The organism is Pseudomonas mendocina (assembly GCA_037482215.1).
Taxonomy (GTDB): Bacteria; Pseudomonadota; Gammaproteobacteria; order Pseudomonadales; family Pseudomonadaceae; genus Aquipseudomonas; species Aquipseudomonas mendocina_E.
Genome location: CP148074.1, coordinates 1,835,781 through 1,852,820 on the forward strand (window position 1 = coordinate 1,835,781; position 17,040 = coordinate 1,852,820).

At 55.5% G+C, this 17,040-nt stretch carries 16 protein-coding genes; 11 read left to right on the forward strand and 5 right to left on the reverse strand.

The window, feature by feature from the left end; all coding sequences use genetic code 11:
- Positions 1-187 precede the first annotated feature (187 nt).
- The 10 genes from WG219_08310 to WG219_08355 all read left to right on the forward strand — a co-directional run bounded on the left by WG219_08310 (position 188) and on the right by WG219_08355 (position 11,247).
- Complete coding sequence (locus WG219_08310) at positions 188-1,162, forward strand: hypothetical protein (protein WXL27443.1); 975 nt, start codon at positions 188-190, stop codon at positions 1,160-1,162.
- 557 nt (positions 1,163-1,719) lie between these two features.
- The gene (gene pqqA, locus WG219_08315; GenBank protein ID WXL27971.1) at positions 1,720-1,791 is read left to right on the forward strand and encodes a pyrroloquinoline quinone precursor peptide PqqA; all 72 of its coding nucleotides are present in this window, start codon (positions 1,720-1,722) and stop codon (positions 1,789-1,791) included.
- Between the two features lie 47 nt (positions 1,792-1,838).
- Positions 1,839-2,753, forward strand: coding sequence for a pyrroloquinoline quinone biosynthesis protein PqqB (gene pqqB, locus WG219_08320; GenBank protein WXL27444.1), 915 nt, complete (start codon positions 1,839-1,841; stop codon positions 2,751-2,753).
- Between the two features lie 9 nt (positions 2,754-2,762).
- Complete coding sequence (pqqC, locus tag WG219_08325; protein ID WXL27445.1) at positions 2,763-3,515, forward strand: pyrroloquinoline-quinone synthase PqqC; 753 nt, start codon at positions 2,763-2,765, stop codon at positions 3,513-3,515.
- Positions 3,512-3,790: a pyrroloquinoline quinone biosynthesis peptide chaperone PqqD gene (gene pqqD / locus WG219_08330; GenBank protein ID WXL27446.1), complete on the forward strand. Its 279-nt coding sequence runs from the start codon at positions 3,512-3,514 to the stop codon at positions 3,788-3,790. Before pqqC ends, pqqD begins: the two co-directional genes overlap by 4 nt.
- Positions 3,762-4,916, forward strand: coding sequence for a pyrroloquinoline quinone biosynthesis protein PqqE (gene pqqE / locus WG219_08335; protein ID WXL27447.1), 1,155 nt, complete (start codon positions 3,762-3,764; stop codon positions 4,914-4,916). Before pqqD ends, pqqE begins: the two co-directional genes overlap by 29 nt.
- Before the next feature lie 14 nt (positions 4,917-4,930).
- Positions 4,931-6,793, forward strand: coding sequence for a S9 family peptidase (locus WG219_08340; protein WXL27448.1), 1,863 nt, complete (start codon positions 4,931-4,933; stop codon positions 6,791-6,793).
- 171 nt (positions 6,794-6,964) lie between these two features.
- Positions 6,965-8,128, forward strand: coding sequence for an alcohol dehydrogenase-like regulatory protein ErcA (gene ercA, locus WG219_08345; protein WXL27449.1), 1,164 nt, complete (start codon positions 6,965-6,967; stop codon positions 8,126-8,128).
- Positions 8,112-9,857, forward strand: a complete 1,746-nt coding sequence (locus WG219_08350) for a NahK/ErcS family hybrid sensor histidine kinase/response regulator (protein ID WXL27450.1) — start codon at positions 8,112-8,114, stop codon at positions 9,855-9,857. The genes ercA and WG219_08350 overlap by 17 nt, the downstream gene beginning before the upstream one ends.
- Positions 9,858-10,221: 364 nt before the next feature.
- On the forward strand, positions 10,222-11,247 hold the full coding sequence (locus WG219_08355; protein WXL27451.1) for a DUF3472 domain-containing protein: 1,026 nt from the start codon (positions 10,222-10,224) through the stop codon (positions 11,245-11,247).
- A 67-nt stretch (positions 11,248-11,314) separates the two neighbouring features.
- Here the strand turns inward: WG219_08355 and WG219_08360 are convergent, their stop codons facing one another.
- Positions 11,315-11,860: a DUF3087 domain-containing protein gene (locus WG219_08360; protein WXL27452.1), complete on the reverse strand. Its 546-nt coding sequence runs from the start codon at positions 11,858-11,860 to the stop codon at positions 11,315-11,317.
- A 131-nt stretch (positions 11,861-11,991) separates the two neighbouring features.
- Between WG219_08360 and WG219_08365 the strand changes: the two genes are divergently transcribed.
- Positions 11,992-12,597 carry a hypothetical protein gene (locus tag WG219_08365; GenBank protein ID WXL27453.1) on the forward strand — a complete coding sequence of 202 codons (606 nt, stop codon included), beginning with the start codon at positions 11,992-11,994 and terminating at the stop codon, positions 12,595-12,597.
- Positions 12,598-12,641: 44 nt separating this feature from the next.
- Here WG219_08365 and WG219_08370 read toward each other — a convergent pair whose 3' ends face one another.
- The 4 genes from WG219_08370 to WG219_08385 all read right to left on the reverse strand — a co-directional run bounded on the left by WG219_08370 (position 12,642) and on the right by WG219_08385 (position 16,999).
- Positions 12,642-12,986, reverse strand: coding sequence for a YdbL family protein (locus tag WG219_08370; GenBank protein ID WXL27454.1), 345 nt, complete (start codon positions 12,984-12,986; stop codon positions 12,642-12,644).
- A 10-nt stretch (positions 12,987-12,996) separates the two neighbouring features.
- The gene (locus tag WG219_08375) at positions 12,997-13,188 is read right to left on the reverse strand and encodes a YnbE family lipoprotein (protein WXL27455.1); all 192 of its coding nucleotides are present in this window, start codon (positions 13,186-13,188) and stop codon (positions 12,997-12,999) included.
- 49 nt (positions 13,189-13,237) lie between these two features.
- Positions 13,238-15,832 carry a YdbH domain-containing protein gene (locus tag WG219_08380; protein ID WXL27456.1) on the reverse strand — a complete coding sequence of 865 codons (2,595 nt, stop codon included), beginning with the start codon at positions 15,830-15,832 and terminating at the stop codon, positions 13,238-13,240.
- A gap of 93 nt (positions 15,833-15,925) precedes the next feature.
- On the reverse strand, positions 15,926-16,999 hold the full coding sequence (locus tag WG219_08385; protein WXL27457.1) for an AbrB family transcriptional regulator: 1,074 nt from the start codon (positions 16,997-16,999) through the stop codon (positions 15,926-15,928).
- Positions 17,000-17,040 lie beyond the last annotated feature (41 nt).

Sequence of the window (17,040 nt, forward strand, 5' to 3'; positions counted from 1 at the left end):
GCCCCTCAAACACCGCCCTGATTTTCTCCATGCGTGACAGAGTGCCCCGGATAACGCTACCTCGGGTGGCTAATCCGGGCCACGTCCTCGCTTGATAATGTGCTCACGTGCTATGGCATTGCGCCACCTTGCGTGGTATTCCACCGCTTACTTATGGCGAGACCGAAGTGAGCAGCAGGAGATCCGCATGCAGGCGATCAGCGACAAGATCAGGCATTACCGTAAAACGTTTAGGCCTTTGCTTGTCTATGCGTTGGGCACACGCGTGGTCTGGCTGAGTGTGCTGCTGATTACGTTGATTGTTGGCTTATTACTTATAAACGTAATTTTGCGCCGTACACATGGTTTTGACTTCCTTTCTGTTTGGCAGATGGTGATTTTTTTGTGCTGTGAAATGATGCTGCTTCCGGCATGTTTCCAGGTGTACTTCGAGGGCGCACAAAGGCGCTATCGCATGTTCAACCCGAATACAATGGTTGCTGGTTTCAGGAACTCTCACCGGGATTTCGATCAGGAAAAACTCAGGTACATCCGAGCAACATTTGCCCACGAAGGCGACTTGCGAGAGCTGGTAAAGAGTTTGGTTGAAGAGTGGGAGTGGCGTCGAGAATTAAAAGCTCGCGGTCAGGAGCCTATGTGGCGAAAGGCAATGGGCTTTTTTAGTCTGCCATCGGCATCAAATTTTGCAGCGTATATGACAGGCCTCATGGCTGTGATCGCGGGTATTGTCATCGCGTCTATCGACCGCGAGCTGCTATTCGTTTCATTCGAGCAGTTAGTCAAAGACGTTTGGGATTTGATCTCACTTATGTGGGTCAACCTTATTCCAATTGTTGTGATGGCTATTGTGCCCGGAGCAATCATCATTTCTGCATGCAGATACCTGTGGGAGCTGTTCCTAGAGTGGTTGGACGACCAGTATCTAGGCCAGGCTGGGTTCTACCGTTTCATTTCAGATGTTCTCGATTTACATGATCGCGGCGAGCGGGACCTGATGCGTAAAACCCGAGGCCGCGTTTACTGGGCTGTGCGCCTCGGTATGGCACCACTTGAGGATGTGCCGCGAGTCTGGAGCAGGATCAAACGGGCGAAGCGTCTCGCTAAGCGCAATGTGCGTGGTAGGTTAAGGGGAACTGATTTATTTTCTCAGCCCGGGGATTAACGACCGTATTGACGATTAAGCCGAATTTTTCTCAACTCGTTGAGCCCCTTCAAACATCCGCGACTTGAAGCATGCAACCGTTGACGGCTGCAATTGTTGCAACGTGCCTCGCTGCAGTCTCAGGTGGTCAGGTTGTTTACCGACAATCAGCAGGCCTCAGTGTTTTATCTGCGGTGCGGATTCAGGGATATAGAGGATGAGTTCGCGACTCATCTAAAGCCGATTCATGAACAGGGCGGATTGGCCTAAAGCCTCACCTGGCATTGCCCCCGACACAGCGGATTTCGAATCCGTTTGACACTGAATGGCTGATTCAGGCGTTTCTCTTCAGGTCGCGCCAAGCCTGCTTGGTGGCGTATCTCCCTAGGCGCTTATTCCGGCGCCAGTTTTGTTGATCTTTTTTACAAAATTAACCCTCAGCAAAACTCCTTAATTTTCAATTTCTTCCTACCAATGCCAGCAAAAACTACTCCCAAAGTACCATTTGGCGTAGGACTGTCTCGGCGCTTAATGGGGTAGCCGGAATCCACCGGTATTGATAACAAGAGGACCGCGCCATGTGGACTAAACCCGCGTTTACCGACCTGCGTATTGGCTTCGAAGTGACCATGTACTTCGCCAATCGTTGATCTGTTTTGCCCCGGCTTGCCGGGGCATTCTCATTTGGACATCTGCCATGTTTATCCAGATTCTCGGCTCCGCCGCGGGCGGAGGCTTTCCGCAGTGGAACTGTAACTGCCCTAATTGCGCAGGCGTGCGCAACGGCAGTGTCCGCGCACAGCCACGAACCCAGTCTTCGATTGCGCTTAGCGATAACGGTGTTGACTGGATTCTGTGCAACGCTTCACCCGACATTCGTGTTCAGATCGAATCCTTCCCGCCGCTGAATCCGGCCCGCAGCCTGCGTGATACAGCGATTGCCGGGATCATTCTGTTGGACAGCCAGATTGACCACACCACTGGCCTGCTGACCTTGCGTGAAGGCTGCCCGCATCAAGTGTGGTGTACGGAGATGGTGCATCAGGATCTGACCACCGGCTTCCCGCTGTTCAATATGCTCAGCCACTGGAATGGCGGCCTGAAGCACAACCTGATCGAGCTGGACGGGGAGCCCTTCAGCATCCCGGCTTGCCCGAACTTGAGTATCACCGCGATCCCGCTGCTGAGCAGTGCACCGCCTTATTCGCCGCACCGGGGCAATCCGCATCCGGGCGATAACATCGGCCTATTTGTTGAAGACCGCCGCACCGGCGCCACGCTGTTCTATGCACCGGGTCTGGGGCAGGTGGATGAACAACTGCTGAGTTGGATGCGGCGCGCGGACTGCCTGTTGGTGGACGGCACGTTGTGGCGCGATGACGAAATGATTATCACCGAAGTGGGCGACAAACTCGGTAGCACCATGGGCCACCTGGCGCAGAGTGGCCCTGGCGGCATGATCGAAGTGCTGGAAGGGCTGCCAGCCGAGCAGAAGATCCTCATCCATATCAACAACACCAACCCTATTCTGGACCTCGATTCTGCTGAACGTGCTGAGCTGAACGCGCGTGGCATTGAAGTCGCCTGGGACGGTATGAGCATCGAATTGTAAGGAGCCGCCGTGAGCAAAACGCCCATGACGCCTGCGGAATTTGAGCAGGCGCTGCGCGCCAAGGGCGCGTACTACCATATCCATCATCCCTTCCATCAGGCGATGTACAGCGGTAGATCCACCCGTGAGCAGATTCAGGGCTGGGTCGCCAACCGCTTTTATTACCAGCTGAATATTCCGCTCAAAGACGCGGCCATCATGGCCAACTGTCCGGATCGGGATACCCGCCGCCAGTGGCTGCAGCGCATCCTTGACCATGATGGCAAAGAGGGCAATGAGGGCGGCATCGAAGCCTGGCTGCGTTTGGGCGAAGCGGTTGGCCTTAAGCGCGAGCAGATTCTGTCGCAAGAAATGGTGCTGCCTGGTGTGCGTTTTGCCGTAGACGCCTACGTTAATTTTGCCCGCCGTGCCAGTTGGCAGGAGGCGGCCAGCAGCTCGCTGACTGAGCTGTTTGCGCCACAAATTCACCAGTCGCGCCTGGACAGCTGGCCGCAGCATTACCCGTGGATTGAAGCCGAGGGCTATGCCTACTTCCGCTCGCGCCTGACCCAGGCGCGCCGCGATGTTGAGCACGGCCTGCGCATCACCCTGGAGCACTACAACACGTGGGAATCTCAGCAGCGCATGCTGGAGATTTTGCAGTTCAAACTCGACATTCTGTGGACCATGCTCGATGCCATGACCATGGCGTACGAGCTGGAGCGCCCGCCGTATCACACCGTTACCAATGAGCCAGTGTGGCACCGGGGGATTGCGCTATGACTGAGCAGGTTTTACAGCAGGTGCCGAAACTTCGCCGGGGTTTCCGCTTCCAGTGGGAACCGGCGCAGCAATGCCATGTGCTGCTGTACCCGGAAGGCATGATCAAGCTTAACGACAGTGCTGGAGAAATCCTCAAGCAGATTGATGGCAGCACCTGCGTGGGTGAAATCATCGGTCGTTTGCAGAGCCAATTCCCGGACGTGCCGGGCATCGACGAAGATATCCTCGCGTTTATGGAGGTCGCCAGTGCTCAGTTCTGGATCGAGCTGCACTAAGCCGAACCACCAACCGGGGCCACCTATGTGGCTCCTGGCGGAGCTGACCTACCGTTGCCCGCTGCAATGCCCTTATTGCTCCAACCCGCTGGACTTTGCCCAGCAGGGTAAAGAGCTGAGCACCGCTGAGTGGATTGAGGTGTTCCGTCAGGCGCGTGAGCTAGGTGCTGCGCAGCTGGGCTTTTCCGGGGGCGAGCCATTGGTGCGGCAAGACTTGGCCGAGCTGATCAAGGCGGCTCGTGATCTGGGGTATTACACCAACCTGATCACCTCTGGCATTGGTTTGACCGAGGAACGCATCGCCAGCTTTAGCGAAGCGGGGCTGGACCATATCCAGATCAGCTTTCAGGCCGCCGATGAGGAGGTGAATAACCTGCTGGCCGGTTCCAAGAAAGCCTTCGCGCAGAAGCTGGCCATGGCCCGTGCGGTGAAGAAGCACGGCTACCCGATGGTGCTGAACTTTGTGACACACCGGCACAACATCGACAATATCGAGCGAATCATTGAGCTGTGTCTGGAGTTGGAGGCGGATTTCGTCGAGTTAGCCACCTGCCAGTTTTATGGCTGGGCTGAGTTGAACCGCGCCGGGCTGCTGCCGACCAAAGCGCAGCTGGATCGTGCCGAAGCCATCACCCAGCAGTGGCGGGAGAAGCTCGAAGCGCAAAAGCATCCGTGCAAGCTGATTTTTGTCACCCCGGATTATTACGAGGAGCGCCCAAAGGCCTGCATGAATGGCTGGGGCAATCTGTTCCTCGATATCACGCCGGACGGCACTGCGTTGCCTTGCCACAGCGCGCGCCAACTGCCGGTGCAGTTCCCTAACGTGCGTGAGCACAGCATTGCTCATATCTGGCAGGAGTCGTTCGGCTTTAATCGCTTTCGCGGTTATGACTGGATGCCTGAGCCGTGCCGGTCCTGTGATGAAAAGGAGCGGGATTTCGGTGGCTGCCGCTGTCAGGCCTTTATGCTGACGGGGGATGCCAGCAATGCCGACCCGGTGTGCAGCAAGTCTGCCCATCATGATCTGATTCTCAAGGCACGCCAGGAGGCTGAGGAGTCTCCGGGTTCGTTGCAGAGCTTGCAGTTCCGCAATGAAAAGGCCTCCAAGCTGATCTGCAAGGCATGACTTCAGGCGAAAACGTGCGTGCGCCATACGGCCACTGGCAAAGCGGCTGGAGCAGCGCTGATGCAGCCAGTGCCAACCGCGACTTCGCCGAGCTGCGTGTCGGGCTCGGCGGGGTGGTGTGGTCGCTGTTTGATCCGGCGGATGCCAGCACCCGCCTATGGCATTGGACGCCACAGCACCTGCAATGCCTGACGCCTGATCAATACTCCATCCGCAGCCGTGTTTACGAATACGGCGGCGGCGCGTTCTGTCTGGCTGATAATGCCTTGGCTTGGGTTTGCGAAGCTGACCAACAGCTGTATTGGCAACCGCTCGAAGGCGCTATCAAGCAACTGACACAGCGCTCTGATTGCCGCTATGGCGATCTTGCCTATGACCCGTATCACGGAGCTGTACTGGCGGTTGAAGAGTCGCGGGAAGACAACAAAGGGGTTCATCGCTTAGTCGCCATCAGCTGCGACGATGGCGTGAGAACGGTGCTGGTAGAGGGGGCTGATTTTTATGCCGCACCGACCCTGAGTCAGGATGGCCAGCGATTGGCCTGGATCGAGTGGGACCGACCTTATCAACCTTGGCTGGCAACGCGACTGTGTGTGGCGCAGCGGCAAGCAGATGGCAGCTGGTCAGCTAAACAGGTGGTGGCAGGGCAGGCGCTTGATCAGTCGATCCAACAGCCTGCATTTGATGCGCAGCAGCGCTTGCTAGCGCTGACTGACCGCAATGGTTATTGGCAGCCTTGGCAGGAAACACGGGCGGGTTCCGGTGAGTTGCAACCCCTGAACAGTCGCGCCACCGACCATGCCGGAGCGCCTTGGCAGCTGGGGGCGCGTAACTATCAGCCTCTGCACAACGGTCTATTGCTCAGTGGCTTTGATGCAGGCTTTGCCTGGCTGGCTGAGCGTGAGCCGCAATCCGGCCGCGAATACCGAATGGCCATGGATTACAGCCGTTTTCGCCAGTTAGCCGCAGATGAGCAGCACTTTTATGCGATTGCGGCCAGTCCGGTGACGGGCAGCGAAGTGCTGGCCATTGACCGTATCAGCCATGAGGTGCGGGTCTTGGCCTCAGTGGGGTGTAACTTGCCGGCGGCTGAAATCTCCCAGCCCCAACGCATGCTCTATTTGAGTGGAGCGGATGAGACCTGTTATGGCTTTTTCTACGCGCCCCACAATTGTGGTTACAGCGCGGAAGGGGATGAAAAACCGCCGCTGGTGATCTTTCTGCATGGCGGGCCCACGTCGGCTTGCTACCCGGTGTTTGATCCGCGCATTCAGTTCTGGACTCAGCGTGGCTTTGCAGTGGCCGATATCAACTACCGGGGCAGCACCGGCTATGGTCGGGCATACCGCTTGCGCCTGCGTGGCAGCTGGGGTGAGGTGGATGTGCAGGATGCTGAAGCGGCTGTGCGGCACTTGGCTCAAGCCGGGTTGATTGATCCTAAACGGGCATTTATCCGTGGCGGCAGTGCAGGGGGGTATACCGCATTGTGTGGGTTGGCCTTTACCGAGGCGTTTTGCGGCGGGGCCAGTCTGTATGGCGTCAGTGATCCGTTGAGCCTGCGTCAGGTGACGCATAAGTTCGAAGCGGATTATCTGGATTGGCTCATTGGTGACCCCGAACGTGATGCTGAGCGGTACAAGGCCCGTACACCGCTGTTACACGCCGAGCGTATCCATACGCCGGTGATCTTCTTCCAAGGCGCCCTGGATGCCGTGGTGCTGCCTGAGCAAACGGCCTCCATGGTGGCAGCGCTGGAGACGCAGCAGGTTCAGGTGGAATGCCATGTGTTCCCCGAAGAGCGTCATGGCTTTCGCCAGGCCGCTAACCTGGCTTTTGCCCTAGATGCCGAATTGGCCTTCTACAGGCGCTTGTTGTAACGACAGATGACTTGCACATAGCAGCACATGCACTGTGCTGGCTCTGGTAAAGTGCGATCCAAACTTTTCAGAAAACACTTATTTGATGAGTGCTCTTATGCTTAATTGCATAAAGTTACAAATTAGGTAGGCTGGCGTGATTAGTCAAATAACAACAAAAAAGGCCGAAGTATGAGCCAGCACCTCACCTCATTACGCAAATTTGTATCGCCTGAAATCGTCTTCGGTGCCGGTTGCCGCCATAACGTTGCTAACTACGTCAGCAATTTTGGTGCGCGCAAGGTGCTGCTGGTGTCTGACCCCGGCGTGGTTGCTGCAGGCTGGGTGGCGGATATTGAGGCCAGCTTGCAAGCGCAGAACATTGATTACTGCCTGTACACCGCGGTTTCACCCAACCCCAGGGTAGAGGAAGTCATGCATGGCGCGGAAATTTACCGCGCCAACAACTGCAATGGCATCGTTGCCATCGGCGGGGGCAGCCCGATGGATTGTGCCAAGGGCATTGGCATTGTGGTGGCCCACGGGCGCAGCATCCTAGAGTTTGAGGGAGTGGACACCATCCGCGTGCCCAGCCCGCCGCTGATTCTGATCCCGACCACTGCCGGTACTTCAGCCGATGTGTCGCAGTTCGTGATCATCTCCAACCAGCAAGAACGCATGAAGTTCTCCATCGTCAGCAAGGCCGTGGTGCCCGATGTGTCGTTGATCGACCCGGAAACCACCCTGAGCATGGACCCGTTCCTGTCGGCCTGTACCGGCATTGATGCGCTGGTGCATGCCATTGAGGCGTTTGTCTCTACCGGCAGCGGGCCGCTGACCGATTCCCACGCGCTCGAAGCCATGCGCTTGATCAACGGCAATCTGGTGCAGATGATCGCCAATCCTCACGATATTGCGCTGCGTGAAAAAATCATGCTCGGCAGCATGCAGGCCGGGCTGGCGTTTTCCAACGCGATTCTTGGCGCCGTACACGCGATGTCTCATAGCCTGGGGGGCTTCCTCGACTTGCCCCATGGCATGTGCAACGCCGCATTGGTTGAGCATGTGGTGGCTTTTAACTACAGCGCGGCACCGGAGCGATTCCGTATTGTTGCCGACACCTTGGGGATTGATGGCCGAGGGCTCAATCACAACCAGATTCGCCAGCGTTTGGTTGAACATCTGGTGGGCTTCAAGAACGCGGTGGGCTTTAACGAAACGCTCAAGCTGCATGGCGTTTCAATTTCTGATATTCCGTTCCTGTCCCGTCATGCCATGGAAGATCCATGCATCCTGACGAATCCACGGCAATCTACACAGCGGGACGTTGAGGTCGTCTATGCCGAGGCACTCTGACCCAGAAAAAAATACGCAGAATGATGCGTTAGCCGGTTTGCTGGGCTTGGGCAGCCACTCTGCCCGAAAGAGCCATTACCCCGAGCTGATGGCGCGCCTGGATGAGTTGGAAACCGAGCGTAACCGCTACAAGTGGCTGTTTGAGCATGCGGTACACGGGATTTTTCAGGCCAGTATTCAGGATGGTCTTTTGGCCGCAAACCCCGCATTGGCGCGTATGCTCGGTTACGACAGCCCGCAGGACGTGTTGCTGTCCACGGGAGGCTTAGCTAAATCGTTGGTTGTTGGCGGCAGCCGCGAGCTTGAGCACATCCGTGATGTGTTGATGCACGAGCCTGGCCTGTTCAGCTATGAGACACAACTGCGCCGGCGCGATGGCAGTGTCATTGATGTGTTGATGAACCTGCTGATCAAACCCGATGAAGACGGCTTGCTGGAAGGGTTTGTTGCAGACATCACCGAGCGTAAGCAGGCTCAGCAGCACTTACAGCAACTCAATGACGAACTCGAGCAGCGGGTTGCCGAGCGCACCCGTGAGCTGGAGGAGGCCAATCGCAATCTGTTGCAGCAGATCGTTGAACGTAAGCAGATCGAGAAGGCCCTGCGTGTGGCGCGTGATGCAGCTGAAGAGGCCAATCGCAGCAAGGACAAATACCTGGCAGCCGCCAGTCATGACCTGCTGCAACCACTCAATGCGGCCCGCTTGCTGATCTCCACGCTGCGTGAGCGTGATCTTCCTGCAAGTGAAAAGAATCTGGTTGAGCGCAGTCATCAGGCCCTGGAAGGCGCTGAGGATTTGCTGACAGACCTGCTGGAGATATCTCGTCTCGATCAGTCCGCAATTAAGGCTGATATGGATACCTACAGCCTTGAGGAAGTCCTTTCGCCGCTGGCTTCTGAGTTCCAGCCAGTGGCAGAAGCGGCCGGGCTGAATTTGCGCGTGCGCAGCAGTAAATGTCAGATTCAGACCGACCTGCGCCTGTTAACCCGGATATTGCGTAACTTCCTCAGTAACGCCTGCCGTTATACCGATTCCGGCGGCATTCTGCTGGCTGCGCGCAAACGGGGAGAGTTTGTAGAGCTGCAAGTGTGGGATAGCGGCCGTGGTATCCCTGAAGATCAGCTGGAAACAGTGTTTCTGGAGTTCAGCCAGCTGAATGTGGAGCGGGCCTCCGAGCGTAAAGGGGTAGGGCTAGGCCTTGCCATCGTCGAACGAATTGCACGTATCCTCGGTTGCCCGATTACCGTGCGTTCTCAGGTCGGCCGGGGGTCTATCTTCAGTATTCGCGTGCCATTGGCCAAGGTTAGCCGGCGTAATCCTCCCAGCATCATGCGGGCGCCGCAGCAGAGTTTGGGGGACCCTCTGCCCGGGCGTCGTCTGTTAGTGCTGGACAACGAGCTGAGCATTCTTCACAGCATGTCGGCGTTGTTAGAGCAGTGGGGATGTGAAGTAAAAACCGCCACCGATCTGAACAGCGCGCTACAGGTTCTGGCGGGGCAGGCACCAGAGTTGATCCTCGCCGATTACCATTTGGATCAGGGCGTGTTGGGATGCGATGTAATTCATTACCTGCGTGATCACTATGCGCTGGATATACCAGCGGTGATGATCACCGCCGATCGCAGTGATCAGTGCCGACGAATTTTGCAGAGCATGGGGCTGCCGTTGCTGAACAAACCGGTTAAACCGGGCAAGTTGCGGGCCGTGCTGACTCAGCTGCTTCAATAGATGATCTTTTATAGGTGGCCTGATGTGCTTTGAGCGTTAAGGCTTGGAGCACTTAGGAGAAATTATAAGAATAGGGCTGCCTGATTAAGTCGGTGCTTGCAATCGTTAAAGTTCGATAAAGGCACTTTGCCAAGTTGCAGGTGTGGTGATCGTACTAGTCAGAAATACAGCCTGATAAGACGCTTCTCATTTTTCATGATCGCTCTTTTAAAGAGTATGCGCTCGGGATTTATATCCTTACCAATAAAGCCTATAGCACCGTAGCTATGGGCTTTTATGCATTCGAAATGACTGCGAATAATCTAGGCGGTAGGAGTTTAACTCCTGTGTCTGAGAATTAACTGTGCCATTACAAGGAGCGTTTGTGAAATTCGCAATTGCTAAGAAGTTGTTGTTGCCCGCGTTACTGATAGTTAGCCCCCTGAGCCATGCTGTTGTGGCCGGTGGTATTGTCTCGATTCGTAATGTGTGGCCAGCAGGTGCGAGCTATAACCAGATGGCGTTCTACCAGCAGATCAGCAATGACGGCGGCCCCAAATCACACTATTTCTGGGCAAACCAGTTTCATTTTAAAGGAGGCGATGGCGGTTATATTGGCCTGCAAAATCGTGGCAATGGCGTTCACGCTTTTAATTATTCAATATGGAAAGCTAAGGGTTGGAAGTCCGGCAACTGCAAACACTTCTCCCATGAGGGATCAGGTGTTCAATGTCAGGTTGAGTATCCTTGGAAAACGGGTCATATCTACCAGTTGAAGGTACTAAAAGAAGGTAACTTGGTTAAAGGTGTTATTTATGACTTTATGACTGGGCAGGCCAAGACAGTTGGCGTAATTGAAGTGACAGAGACGTTTGGTGGGCTTTATGCTTCGTCAGGTTTCGTCGAAGAGTATTCACAAGGCAATGGTCAGTTGTCTTCGTGTAGCGTTATCGGGGCTCAGAGCTCTGTCTTTTATAATCCAGTGGCTAATGATTCAGTAAGGGCTGAGCAAAGCACTAAAACATATGGTAACTGCAATGATGGATATATCGTTCAGGCTGCCTGTAATGCGAGTGCCTGCATCAATGTCATTAACGATCTAGGTGCGATACCGTCGCCCAGCGTAAAGCAAGTACCGGTGGTTCACAGTAATGATCTGGGTGCGCAGACCATTGCCAACGCTCTGAGTGATACGCAACAGGTGACGATTCAAACAACCAAGAGCAATTGGGCGCCGAATATCTTCTTCCCAAGTCCGGGGCAGTACAAATGGAAGTCGATCTTTGTTGATCACCGGGCGAGCAACACTTCGTCCCTGCACATTAACGGTTCGTTGCTTACGTTGAGTAAAGGCCAGCAGCTGAGTTATGTCTCGGATGGCAAGTCTTGGAACGCTGTAACCGTTCAATAACGCTTATGAAGCCCGGGCCGTGTATATCCAGGCCCGGCGTCTTCTGAAAATTATTGGTTGAACGCTCTTAGCTGCGTTGAGCCGGAATCTTTTTGACCTCATCCAACCATTGTTGGTAGAGGCGCAGCTGCTCGGTATCTAGGTTCAGCTCTTCCATGCGCTCTTTGTGCTGATCAATCTCTTTGACCATCTCGCTTAAGGCACTGGAGTTGCCATCCAGCTGATGCATTTGGGTAACGCCCAGGTGATAGAAACGCAGCAGCTTCATCGCGCTTTCATTGCGGGCACCAACCCCGGCTTTAACGTGGTGCATAACATTGGTGATGCGCATCAGGCTGCGCTTGAGGTTCCAGCCATAAGCAGCCTCGGCCATGAAGGGCTGGTGCCACAGCACACCCCGGACGAACGCGACAGTCGCTGCCAGTGCGACCAGCACACCGCCAAGATTCCAGCGGAAGTTATCACCGCCCTCAGAGCCGAAGAGCATAACGGCAGTGCTTGATAGCAGCATGGCCAGGGCAATGAACACAACAGCAATCACCAAGGTGCTGCGGCGGGTTTTCTGGCGATAGGTTTCGGGGCTGCGGGGTTGAATCTCGAAGAGTGCGGTCACGGTTTTCTCACTTGAGCACAAAAACTGGAAGGCCAGTTGTAATAGCAATGGCTGAGACAGATTATGCGCGATAACCCTGCTAGGGGTATTGTTGCCATCCCGCTGATATTGCTAAAGGATTTTTCTGTTCTATGCGCCCATTGCTTATACAACTGCTACTGACTCTTGGCTTGGCACTGAGTTCGGGTGCTGCTTTGGCCAAGGTGGATGTGCAGGCCGGGATGCACAAAACGTTGGGCATGATGCTGGTGGTTAAAATATCGGAAGACATCGTGCCTGGCGATTACGAGGCCTTGCTGCGCGGCATCAGGCAGCATCCGGGTAAGTACCAGAAGAAGATTGCCATGCTCGACAGCATTGGTGGCAATGTCACTGAGGCCATGAAACTGGGCAGGCTGCTGCGGGAAACCGGCTTCGAAACCCTGGTGCCTTCGACGGGTGTTTGTCAGGGCAGCTGTGTGTATGTGCTGGTGGCTGGCGTGAAAAAGTCCGTGCGTGGCCATGTTGGGCTGCACAAACCTTATTACGCGGGCAGTGACTCGATTCACAGCGTTAGCCGCAGCAACGATCCGCGTTACAGCGCTACCACGTACTTCCGGGAAATGGGCATGCCAATGGGGTTGCTGGAGCTGATGCTGAGTACGCAGCCGAATCGTATGCGGGTGCTGACACGGGATGAGCTGGTTCGTTACAAGCTCACTCCGGAAACGCTTCCGGCTGTTAAACCTAAGGCATAGCAGTCGGGGCGCGGCCTGAGCCGCGCCGCCTTAATGCCATTCGGCTATTTGCGTTGCCACTGCCCCTGGGACTGGATGTATTGCCCTGCCGGGGTTTTGTCGATGGCTTTTTGTCCGGCGATGGCTTCCACGTCGGTCAGCTTAATGCCGTTCTGTGCAGCCAGCTTTTGGTATTCAGCGCGGCGGGCTTCGTTGATCAGTTTGGCAATCTCGGCGGCCTGGCCTCCGGGTTTCACGACGCCTAAGTAACCATTGGGTTGTTCACCTAACTGGCCGCTGGCTTTGGCGTCACTGAGTGCCGACATCGCATCATTCAAGGTAAGGGCTGCCGCTGGAAGGCTCAGGGCAAGCAGTAGGGCCAAGCTGGCAATACGTTGGAAAGTCTTCATACAGGGCTCCTTAGAACAGTCCGCTGGATTCGTTGAATACGTTGTCCAGTGCTTTATCGACCTTGATGTAAATCTCGTGCTCAACCTTCACATTCAGGTTGATGTTGATCGGTTCATTGGGCATCGCCAATTGCACCGTCGGGGTACAGGCTGCGCTGAGAAATCCCAGTAGCACGACGGCCAGGTGGTTGCGCAAGCGCATGTCACGTCTCCTTGTATTGGCTAACGGCCTTCTGATGGCCGCAGTGTGTCTAACGCTGTTCACTCGCTTCGCGTTCAAGCATGCGCTTCTGAACACGCTGTTTGATAACTTCGCTGACTTTATCGCTCAGTTGCAGGCTGGCCAGCAAGGTCGGTATGTCTTCCTGCAAGTTGATGTTGAAGTGGATAGGGCGGCCCTTTTCAATGGCCTGGTTTTGCCCTTCAAGGCGTATACCCAAATTCAGTTTGCCTTGTGGATCATAGTTGACCTGGCTGCTCAGTGTGCTGAATTGGAAATCCTCCAGCGATTGAGTCACCAGCTGCATGGCCGGGTTACTGCGCCCCAGCTGGCGGATGCGTTCAGAGTTGAATTGAAGTTTTCCACCGGGCTCGCGTGCCTGTACGTGGCCGTCATTGATGCTGAATCCATCTGCGTTCAGTTGCAGCGGCAGGTGTCCGTCGATGGTGCCATGCCCGGCCAGTCCTTCGGTGGGGTAGAGGATAAACAGTTGTTCAAGTTCCAGCCCCTCAAGCTCAAAGGGGAAGGTCAGTGTGCTGTTATCCAACTTCCACTGACCGGAGGGCAGGTGAAGTTTGCCGCCGACCAGGGCGCTCTCGGCTTTCGTTAATTGCAGCGTGCCTGCGCTGGCTGACTGCAACGGTGCCTGATAGCTGCCTTGGAGTTGCAGCGGGCCGAGCGCAATGCCGGGGTTGGCTTGCTCCAAAGTCAGGTCGGGGAGGTCGAGTTGAAGGGAATTGCTCGTGATCTTTACCTTCGGATTGCCACTAAGGCCCGTCAGCTCGGTGCGGTCGTAGATGCCTGCAAGCCCTTTGCCTGTGAGGTTCAGGCTTATCTCCGGGAAATTCTGACTGGGCTTAAGTGTGAGTTTGGCGCTGGCTTTGAGGCGGCCGTTATTCAGTTCAAGCAGTGCTGGCCATGCACTGAAGCTGCCCTGTAATGGGTTGCCACTGCGTAGGAATATTTCTGCAAGCTGGGCGTTAATGTCCAGGCCTTTAGTGCTGCTGTTCTGGATGGTTAGTTGGGTGCTGAGCTGGGCGTCATTACGCAGGTTGCCGTTGAGGCTGATGCTGTCAGTGTCGACTTTTACCGGGCCTTGCCAGTACCAACGCTGGGCATTCAACTGTTCATGTATAGGCTTGGCGGCAATGTCGAGGTCGCCTTGAAGCGTCCATGCCTGTGCTGAGTTATCGACAATTTTGCCTTCTAGGTGGAGATTTTGGCTGCGGGCCTCAACGTCATCAGCTTGCCACTGGCTGTAGCTCAGCTGTTTGGCGGACAGTGTTGAACCGTTGTTGAGTTGAACGTGGAATTGTTGTGGGGCGATATAGCCATTTAGCTTGAGCTGAGCCTTGAGCTTTTTAAGGCTTAGCTCTGCAAGGCTCAGGCTGAGATTGTTGGCGTTCACTTGCGTGTCTACCAGTTGCACAGCCCAAGGCAGGTTGTTGGAGAGAATCAGTGTGCCGTCTGCAACCAAGGGGGCCTTGCCCTGCATCATCAGCTGAGCCTTGACCGGCAGCGAGCGTCCGGCCAGCCCTTCAGCAACTTCGCTGGGGAGTGTTGTCGGTTGGATTTTGATTTGCACGGCATCTGGGTTCAGTCCCGCAGGCAAGAGCTGGCTGAGCTCTGCGGAAATCTCACTGAGGGTTAGGTTGCTGCTCAGACTCTCGGCCAGCCACTGCCCGTCGACGCTCTTGGCTGTGGCATCCAGTTGTCCTTGTATCTGGCCAATGCCGGGGATCGGCCAGGGTTGCGGCAAGTTGGCGTATGCGGTCAGTGCGCCAGTCGCTTGTGCGAGGGACTCAGCGCGCAGCGGCCCAGAAGGCAGCAGCAGGCTGGCTTGGGCTTCGATCCGTGCGCTTTGTGGCGCTTGTGAGAGCTGTCGAGCTGAGTCTGGTAACCACTGCTGCAGCCAGCTGTGCAGTGCTGCGGCCTGCTGGATATCCGCATTCACCAACGTGTGCCAGAACTGCCCGTTAGCCTTGGGCTCCAAGCTAGTCAGCAGGAGCAACTGCGGCCGCTGGTTGATGGCCAGATCAACTTGCAGGTGGGGGGCATAACGAATGCCAAGCAGCCGAGCCTGCCAGTCAAGCTCGTTGCCATCGTGCTGCAAGGCCAGCCTGACGCTGAGATCCAGGTTCAAATCCGGCGCATAACGTGACGTGTTTTTTGCCTGTAACGCACCAGATAGGGTGCAGCGTTGCTGAGCGCAGGGGACTTGCAGTTCTAACTGTTTCACGTCCAGCCGCGCTGGTATCAATGCGATAAGGTTCGCTGTGCTTGGAACATCTACAGCAGTGGGGGCTGCGTCATCTGTCGATTCGCTGTCGGTAATGCTTACGTTGGCATGTTCGAGAGAGATCTGACGTAACCACGGAGCTGGGCGCTTGAAATCCAGCCATTCAGCACGTAATCCCTTCAGCTCTACGCGGGCTGTGGGGTGCGTGAAGTCCAGCTGTTGCAGCTGTAGACCATCAGATGAAAGGCGTAACCCTTGCCATTCAATTTGGCTGATTTGTTGCTGGTCAAGCAGACGGTTAACGCCCAACCACGCTACAGCAAAGAGGATAAGTACAAGTAAAAACAGCCATGCTGTCAGTCGCAGCCAGATACGGCGGCCCGGCATAACACTGATTCCTTTTATGTGTTACGAGTCCGGCGACCAGTGGCTGTGTCCGCCGTGTATGGCTTGAGTATACACAGCGTGTAAAACGAGTTTTTAGTCAGGTCGTAGCGGGCTGGGTGGACCCAAAGTGAACTTTCGCGCGATAAAGCGGGTAAGCGCAGGGCCGAACACCAGCACAATCACGAAACGGAACATCTGCGCGGTGATGATAAAGGGCATATCCACCGGGCTGCCTGAGGCAATAATGGCAATCGAGTCGACCCCACCCGGGCTGCTGGCCAAATAAGCGGTAAGCGGGTCGATACCGAAAACCAGCACTAACACGGCTGCTGGAATCAGGCACAAAGCAATCATGGCCGCTAACAGCGCTACGACTTTGAAGAACGCATTGACCGCAGCCTGACGCACCTCGCGGGTGAAGCGCAAGCCAATGCTCCAGCCCAGCAGTACAAACCCCAGCGCTTGCAGCCAGAACGGCGGGTGGGTGGATAACAGTTCAGTGCTACCCAGGGCGAAGCCCAGAACGATGGCGATCAGAAAGATATTCGATGCTCTGGGTACCAGTCGGGCTATCAGCAGACTGCCACCGACCACGAGCAGCGCGCCAAGGGGCTCACCAGAACCGCCAAGGGGGGGAACCGATACGGAGGATGGAGCACTGCTGTTGCCAGCGAAAGCGCCCACTACCAGCGCGGCAACAAATGCCATCATCACAACCCGGGTGTACTGCACAAATGCCACCAGATGTGGGGCGGCGCCGTGCTGTTCCGAGAGGATTATCATCATAGGGGCCGCGCCGGGGAGCGATCCCCAGATACCCGTCGTGCCCGGTAAGACCTGGATGCGACTAACCAGAATCCCAACGCCCAGGCTGATCACCAGGACTGAAAGCGTGATGCCGCTATACAGCCACAGGTTATTAGCCGTATGTGGCAAGAGGTTTAGGGTTATGGAGGAGCCTATCAGGCAGCCGATTATTGCTTGGGCAATGTTGGATAGCGATGTCGGTAACTTCAACTGCCAGCCCCGTGCCGTAACCCCGATACCGGCCAGCATTGCGCCTAACATAAACGCTGCTGGGGCGCTAAGTAATATCAGGACGCCGGAAGTACCTATTGAAACTATAATAAGTACCATCCACTGCTTAGGTGTTGAGATCGACTGCATCAAATAATTCACCTGCTAATAGGTGGTAATGATTTTGAATG

Coding starts and splice junctions, on each gene's coding strand:
- WG219_08310 (WXL27443.1), top strand. CDS start 188: ATGCAGGCGATCAGCGACAAGATCAGGCATTACCGTAAAACGTTTAGG.
- WG219_08385 (WXL27457.1), bottom strand. CDS start 16,999: ATGCAGTCGATCTCAACACCTAAGCAGTGGATGGTACTTATTATAGTT.
- pqqB (WXL27444.1), top strand. CDS start 1,839: ATGTTTATCCAGATTCTCGGCTCCGCCGCGGGCGGAGGCTTTCCGCAG.
- WG219_08380 (WXL27456.1), bottom strand. CDS start 15,832: ATGCCGGGCCGCCGTATCTGGCTGCGACTGACAGCATGGCTGTTTTTA.
- pqqD (WXL27446.1), top strand. CDS start 3,512: ATGACTGAGCAGGTTTTACAGCAGGTGCCGAAACTTCGCCGGGGTTTC.
- WG219_08370 (WXL27454.1), bottom strand. CDS start 12,986: ATGAAGACTTTCCAACGTATTGCCAGCTTGGCCCTACTGCTTGCCCTG.
- WG219_08365 (WXL27453.1), top strand. CDS start 11,992: ATGCGCCCATTGCTTATACAACTGCTACTGACTCTTGGCTTGGCACTG.
- ercA (WXL27449.1), top strand. CDS start 6,965: ATGAGCCAGCACCTCACCTCATTACGCAAATTTGTATCGCCTGAAATC.
- WG219_08375 (WXL27455.1), bottom strand. CDS start 13,188: ATGCGCTTGCGCAACCACCTGGCCGTCGTGCTACTGGGATTTCTCAGC.
- WG219_08350 (WXL27450.1), top strand. CDS start 8,112: ATGCCGAGGCACTCTGACCCAGAAAAAAATACGCAGAATGATGCGTTA.